Origin of the sequence: Nocardiopsis endophytica, from assembly GCF_027706725.1 — a bacterium.
GTDB classification, from domain to species: Bacteria; Actinomycetota; Actinomycetes; order Streptosporangiales; family Streptosporangiaceae; genus Nocardiopsis_A; species Nocardiopsis_A endophytica.
Genome location: NZ_JAQFWQ010000191.1, coordinates 1 through 6,145, shown reverse-complemented (window position 1 = coordinate 6,145; position 6,145 = coordinate 1). Strand labels below are relative to the sequence as shown.

4 protein-coding genes are annotated in these 6,145 nt (G+C 73.3%); all 4 read right to left on the bottom strand.

What is annotated here, in order from left to right; genetic code table 11:
- Positions 1 to 583: 583 nt before the first annotated feature.
- Entirely contained in the window at positions 584 to 1,879 is a 1,296-nt protein-coding gene (gene tyrS / locus O4J56_RS31710; RefSeq protein ID WP_270690910.1) for a tyrosine--tRNA ligase, read from the bottom strand.
- A gap of 595 nt (positions 1,880 to 2,474) precedes the next feature.
- Positions 2,475 to 3,623 (bottom strand): DNA glycosylase AlkZ-like family protein, encoded by a 1,149-nt coding sequence (locus O4J56_RS31705; RefSeq protein ID WP_270690909.1) that lies wholly within the window; start codon positions 3,621 to 3,623, stop codon positions 2,475 to 2,477.
- 32 nt (positions 3,624 to 3,655) lie between these two features.
- Entirely contained in the window at positions 3,656 to 4,834 is a 1,179-nt protein-coding gene (gene lhgO, locus O4J56_RS31700) for an L-2-hydroxyglutarate oxidase (RefSeq protein WP_270690907.1), read from the bottom strand.
- A gap of 119 nt (positions 4,835 to 4,953) precedes the next feature.
- The gene (locus O4J56_RS31695) at positions 4,954 to 5,370 is read right to left on the bottom strand and encodes a hypothetical protein (protein ID WP_270690906.1); all 417 of its coding nucleotides are present in this window, start codon (positions 5,368 to 5,370) and stop codon (positions 4,954 to 4,956) included.
- Positions 5,371 to 6,145 lie beyond the last annotated feature (775 nt).

Sequence of the window (6,145 nt, the reverse complement as noted above, 5' to 3'; positions counted from 1 at the left end):
CAAGCCCTGACCCGCGAGGATCATGTCGCTTTTCCGCTAGAGGCGGCTTTCCGCTGTCTCCGAATTTACCACGCTTTCCGAGTGGCGCCGAACCGGCGCTCTCGCATGCCGTTTCCAGCACTTCGGCGAGGTTCCTTCCGGGATTTCATCCGGTCGGAGAAGACCGGTGAAACAGACTAGCAGCCCCGGATCGATGCCCGGACCGTGCTGTCTTGGAAGGGCGGCGGTCCGGTTCCGGCCCCGTGAGGGCCGCCGTCCCGCTCGGCTAGATCACGATAGGTTCCGCGCCCGGAGACGTCAAATCGGCCCTGCCGTCTCCAGCGGGCCTCCGCCTTCGAGCTCGCACAGCCCCGCTACTGCGGGCCGCGCGGTAGGTCGTCGTTGGTTGCAGGGGTCTTCTTCCCCCGCGTCCGACACCCTTAAACACACGGTCCGCCGAGAAACTTCCGTTCCCCGGCGCTCCCCCGGAGCGACCGGGTGCCCGGCCCGTCCCGCCGAACGCGAACGGGAGGCGCCCCTGCCAGGAACGCCTCCCGTATACGCACGCCGTCGGTGTGCGGGACCTACGCGGGGCGCAAGCCCCTCAGCCCACGACCACGCCGCCGATGTTGCGCTTGCCCCGGCGCAGCACCGCGTAGCGGCCGTGCATCAGGTCGTCCGCGCCGAGCACCGCCTCGACGTCGGTCACCTTGGTGTTGTTGAGGTACGCGCCGCCCTCCTGGACCGCGCGACGGGCCGCCGACTTGCTGGGGACCAGGCCCGTGTCCGCGAGGAGGTCGACCACCGGGACGCCGTCGCCGACGGAGGGGACCTCGGCCTTGGGCACCTCGGCCAGGGCCGCGTCCAGCGTGCGCGCGTCCAGCGCCGACAGGTCGGCGCGGCCGAACAGTGCCTGGCTCGCCTCGATGACCTTCCGGCACTCCTCCTCGCCGTGCACCAGGGTGGTGAGCTCCTCGGCCAGCGCGCGCTGGGCGGCGCGGGCGGCGGGGCGCTCCTCGGTCTGGCGCTCCAGCTCCTCGATCTCCTCCCGGGTGCGGAAGCTGAACACGCGCAGGTAGCGCGCGACATCCCGGTCGTCGGTGTTGAACCAGAACTGGTAGAAGGCGTACGGCGTCGTGAGCTCGGGGTCGAGCCAGACGCTGCCGCCCTCGGTCTTGCCGAACTTGGTGCCGTCGGCCTTGGTCAGCAGGTTGGTGGTGAGCGCGTGCGCGGGGCCGTGCGGCTCGTTGCCGTCCATGCGGCGGATGAGCTCCAGCCCGGCGGTGATGTTGCCCCACTGGTCGCTGCCGCCGATCTGCAGGGTGCACCCGTGGCGCCGGTAGAACTGCACGTAGTCGTAGGACTGGAGCAGCACGTAGCTGAACTCGGTGTAGCTCATGCCGTCGCCGTCGAGGCGCGCCTTGACGGTCTCGCGCTGAAGCATCTGGTTGATGCTGAAGTGCTTGCCGACGTCGCGCAGCATCTCGATGGCGCTCATGGAGCGCAGCCACTCGCCGTTGTCGGCCAGGATCGCGTCGGTCGGCTCCGGTGCGGCGCCCTCTGGGGTGAAGCGCAGGAACGCCGAGAGCTGGCGGCCGATGGCGGCCACGTAGCCGGCGACCGTCTCCTCGGAGTTCAGGGTGCGCTCGGCGGTGGGCTTCGGGTCGCCGATGAGGCCGGTGCCGCCGCCGACGAGGGCGATGGGCCGGTGCCCGGCGCGCTGGAAGCGGGCCAGCGTCAGGATCTGCGTGAGGTGGCCGACGTGCAGGCTCCCCGCGGTCGGGTCGAAGCCGCAATAGAGGGTGACCGGGCCATCGGCGAGCGCCTTGCGAAGTTCGTCAAGGTCGGTGGTCTGCGCGAGCAGGCCGCGCCATTCGAGTTCGTCGATGATGTCGGTCACTGTCTACTTCCGTCGCTCGGGTCCTCGTGGTGACGCGTCCACTGTATCGGCGCGTTCATCTGCGCCTCGACCGGATTTCGCGGCGGCGGCCGATGCTACGCACCGTGAGGATGGAGGTGACGGCGGCACGGAGAGGAGTCGGCGGGGCCGGGGGGAGCGGGTCGGAGCTCCGGGGCCCACGCCCTCCGCTGAAGGCCCGGGACCGCCGCGCCCCGGTCGCGATAGGGGGAACCGGAACCGGGCGCAGGCGGCCCCGGGGGTCGGTGGGACGGTGACCGCCCGGGCGCCACGGACCATGATCACTGACTACACAACGTGGGATTGCGCGTGAGCATGTGATGCGCGTCACATGACCATCCGGCGCGATCGTACTCGCGGTCGGCCGTTCCGGCTCCTCCGGACGGCCGAAACCGGACGCCGCCTCCCCCACTGCTGGTCAGGAGGGCACCACAGTCACCCGCGCAACACGCCGCGCTGTCCGCAACACCGGTTCCGGTCGCTGTGGGGTGAGCTGGCGCATACGTCGAAAATGCCTACAGCCACGGCATTTTCACGTTTCACACCGAGTTTCGGTCGGTCCGAAAAGAAGTCGACATCAGGGCTGAATCTCGGCGTCCACCCGGACGGCGGCCTCGGACGCCCCGGCGCAGTCGGCCAGGAGGCGCGCGTCGTCCTCCAGGTCGGCGACGCCCCAACCGGGTTCCGCGCCGAACGGGGCGACCTCGATGTCCAACCGGCCGCCGCGCGTACGCCTCCGCCAGACCCCGGCGATCTCCCCGCGCGCCAGCACCGTGCCGGGGGTCCCGGCGGCACGCCACACCCTCCTCCGCAGAACCGGGTCGGGCACGAGGAAGGCGCGATCCGCGAGGGCGGTGAACGGGTCGTAGGGGCCCAGCAGCCGCACCGATCCCGGGGGCGCCTCGCCCGGTTCGGGCGCCTCACCGGGGGTGTCCGGCGCCCAGCGCCGCTTCCCTTCGACCTCGACAGGGCGCAGGGCCGAAGCGGCCGTCGACCACCATGACCGTGCCGTTGCGGGCGTGCGTCCCGTCCAGGCGGCCAGATCGACCGGGCGGGCGGGGCCGAACACGCGTAGGAAGCGTTGGACGAGCTCGACCCGTGCGACGTCGGCTGGCGGCGGCTCCCCCGCCTCAGGGAGCCTGCGGTAGACGGTCGCACCGTCTACCAGGGAGGCGCCGAGGCCCGCCAGCAGTGTGGCCATGCGGAAGAGAAGGTCGTCGATGTGCCGGACGCCGCACCCGGCGCACCAGGGCGCAGCGGCGGGGATGAGCGGTTCGACAGCGGAGGTCGCGGCGGTGCTCAGCTCGCCCTTGGTGTGCGCGGGAGAGGAGTCGGCGGCCTCGCGCATCGCCACCGCCGCCCGGTCGAGCGCGCGCTGAAGGCCCGGCCCCTCCTCCTGCACGCGGAAGAGCGTCGGCCCGGCGGTCTGGCGCTGCAGTTGCCGGGCGTCGTCGACGCGCAGGGCGGCGGCGAGCAGCGGGGCGTCCTCGGCATCGTGCAGGTGCAGCGCCCCTCGCAGCGAGTGCAGCAGTACCGTGCGCCGTCCGGGTGGCGGGCCGCCGCGCAGCCGCAGGGCGGGTTCGGCGGTCCGGCCCGGAGGGTGGTCCTGCAGGCCGACGGCGAGCACCCGCGCCCCACCGCCCGGGCGGTCCAGGTCGTGGGCGCGTACCCGGTGGCCGAGCACAGCGGCGCGGCCGAGCCGGGGAACGCCGGTGGCGGCTCCCATGGACGGGAGTGTTCCCGCCGGGCGCGGCCGGGCTACCGGGTGGGGACGATCTTCTCGCCCAGGTACTCGGCGATGGCGAGGGAGGAGGTCGCGGCGGGGGACGGGGCGTTGCGCACGCACACGATGCGGTCGTGGGTCTCCAGCGCGAAGTCGTCCACCAGCGATCCGTCGCGGGCGAGCGCCTGGGCGCGCACGCCGGAGGGGGCGGGGCGCAGGTCGCGGGCGGTGATCCCGGGGACGAGGCGGCGCGCCTGGCGGGCGAAGACCGCGGGGGAGGCGGATACCGCCATCTCGGCGGCGCCCATCGCCCAGTGCCGTCGGGCCAGGTGCCAGAAGCCGGGCCAGCGCAGGGTGTCCCCCAGGCGGGCGCGGTCGAGCAGGGCGTTGGGGCCGGCGGTGACCTCGCCGTGCACGTGCCGGGTCAGGTGGACGCCGAGGAAGGGGTAGCGCGGGTCCGGCACGGGGTAGACCAGGCCGCGCACCAGGTGGCGGGCTTCGGGGGCGAGCTCGTGGTAGGTGCCGCGGAAGGGGACGATGCGGGGGTCGTCGCCCGCTCCGGCCATGCGGGCCAGGCGGTCGGTCTCCAGGCCGCCGCAGACGATGAGCGTGTCGAAGCGGTGACGGACGCGCTCGCCGCGGGGGTCGCCGGTGAGCGCCTCGGCGCCGCCCACGCCCTGGCGCAGGTCGATGACGGGGGTGCCGAGCAGCACCCGGCCTCCGGCGCGGCGCACGTCGTCGGCGAGGGATTCGGCGATCGCGACGAAGTCGGTGATGGCGGTGTGCGGCGAGTGGAGGCCGCCGGTGCCGCGCACGTGCGGCTCGATCTCCCGAAGGCCGTCGGGGCCGAGGCGGCGCACGTCGGGGACGCCGTTCTCACGAGCGGTGGCCTCGATGCGGCCGAGCCGTTCCTCCTCTTCGGCGTTCCGGGCGACGAGGACCTTGCCGGCCTCCTCGAAGGGGAGTTCCTTCTCGGCGCAGTAGTCGCGCAGGAGGGCGGTGCCGCGGCGGCACAGGGTGGCCTTGAGGGAGCCGGGCCTGTAGTAGAGGCCGGCGTGCACGACGCCGCTGTTGTGGCCGGTCTGGTGGGCGGCGACCCGTTCCTCGCGTTCGAGGACGGTGACCCGCGCGCCGGGGCGTTCGCGGGTGATCCACTCCGCGAGGGCCAGTCCGACGATGCCTGCGCCGACGATGCCGATGTGCTCACCGCTCATCCGGCAAACGCTAGCAAGCGGCGCCACAGGGCCCGATACGGGGCCCGCGGGGTCTCCGCCCGCTTCCGCCCCGTCGTTCCCTCCTCGTCCCTCCCTCTCCTCCCCCTCAGGACGATGCGTCAGCGGTGGCCGACGGCCTTTTCGGCGGGGACCACCACCGCGTGCCCGGAGGCGAGGCGCACGGTGATCTCGTCGGGCGTCCAGTCGACGGAGGCGATCTCCGGCGGACCGGCGGCACCGGTGGCGTCGGGCACGGTGACCTCGTGGAAGTAGTTCTCGGCGTCATGGCCGAGTTGGAAGGTGTAGACGGCGCCACCGAGCGAGTACCGGCGGACCAGCAGGACCTCGACGGGTTCGGGGTCGCCCGCGTCGCCGAAGGGCTCGTAGATCTCCGGGGAGGTCTCCCGCTGGAGGACGTCGGTGGTGAAGGGCAGCGGGCGGGGAGCGACGAGGACACCGACCACGGCCGCCACGACGCAGGCGAAGACGGCGCCGACCAGGAGGAGGCTTCGGGGAGGGGCGGAGTGGTCGGGCATGGGGGCTGCTCCTGTCGACGATGGTGTCTGCCGGTCGGACGGCGCCGTGGAGGGCGGGGTTCGGCCGACCACCGGCAGCGACCGACCTTAGCGGCAGCCGTCGCACCCCGGCGGCTGGGGCGTCCGGCACCGGCCGTGCGGATGGTCACCACGTTCGGTGGCGACGGAGGGAGGCAGGGCGGTTGCCTGAACCTGCCTGTCGTCTGCCGGGTCGCTCGCGGTCCGGGTGGGTGGGGCGGCTGGGCAGGTACCCCGCTCACGGGCGCCGGCCGGGCCCCGGGCCGGTGGGGTGTGGGGCGGAGTGCGGCAACGAGGACAGGCAGGCGGCTCGCACCGCAGCACTGTCGACCATCCGGCGTGTGCACGGTCGCCGTGGATGGCGGCGACGGGGGAGCGGGGCGGTTCCCGGGGCCTGTCTGCCGGGCGGCGGGCCTCTGGCGGTGCAGGCGGCGGATGGGCAGGTACCCCGCTTGAGGGCCCCGGCCGGGCCCCGGGCCGTCGGAGTGTGGGGTAGAGAGCGGCGACGAGGACAGGCAGGCGGCTCGCACCGCAGCACTGTCGACCGTACGGCGCGTGCGCAGTCGCCGTGGATGGCGGCGACGGCGACAGCGGGGCGATTCCCGGGCCTTGCCTGCCGTCCGTTCGGCCCCTCGCGGTCCGGGTGGCAGCGCGGTGGTGAAGGTGCGTGATCGCCCGCGCTCGTGGCGCCCGTCGGCCCGGCGCTTCTACCCGGCGATGATCTCGACGAAGGTGCTGTCATTCCGGCGGTTTTGAC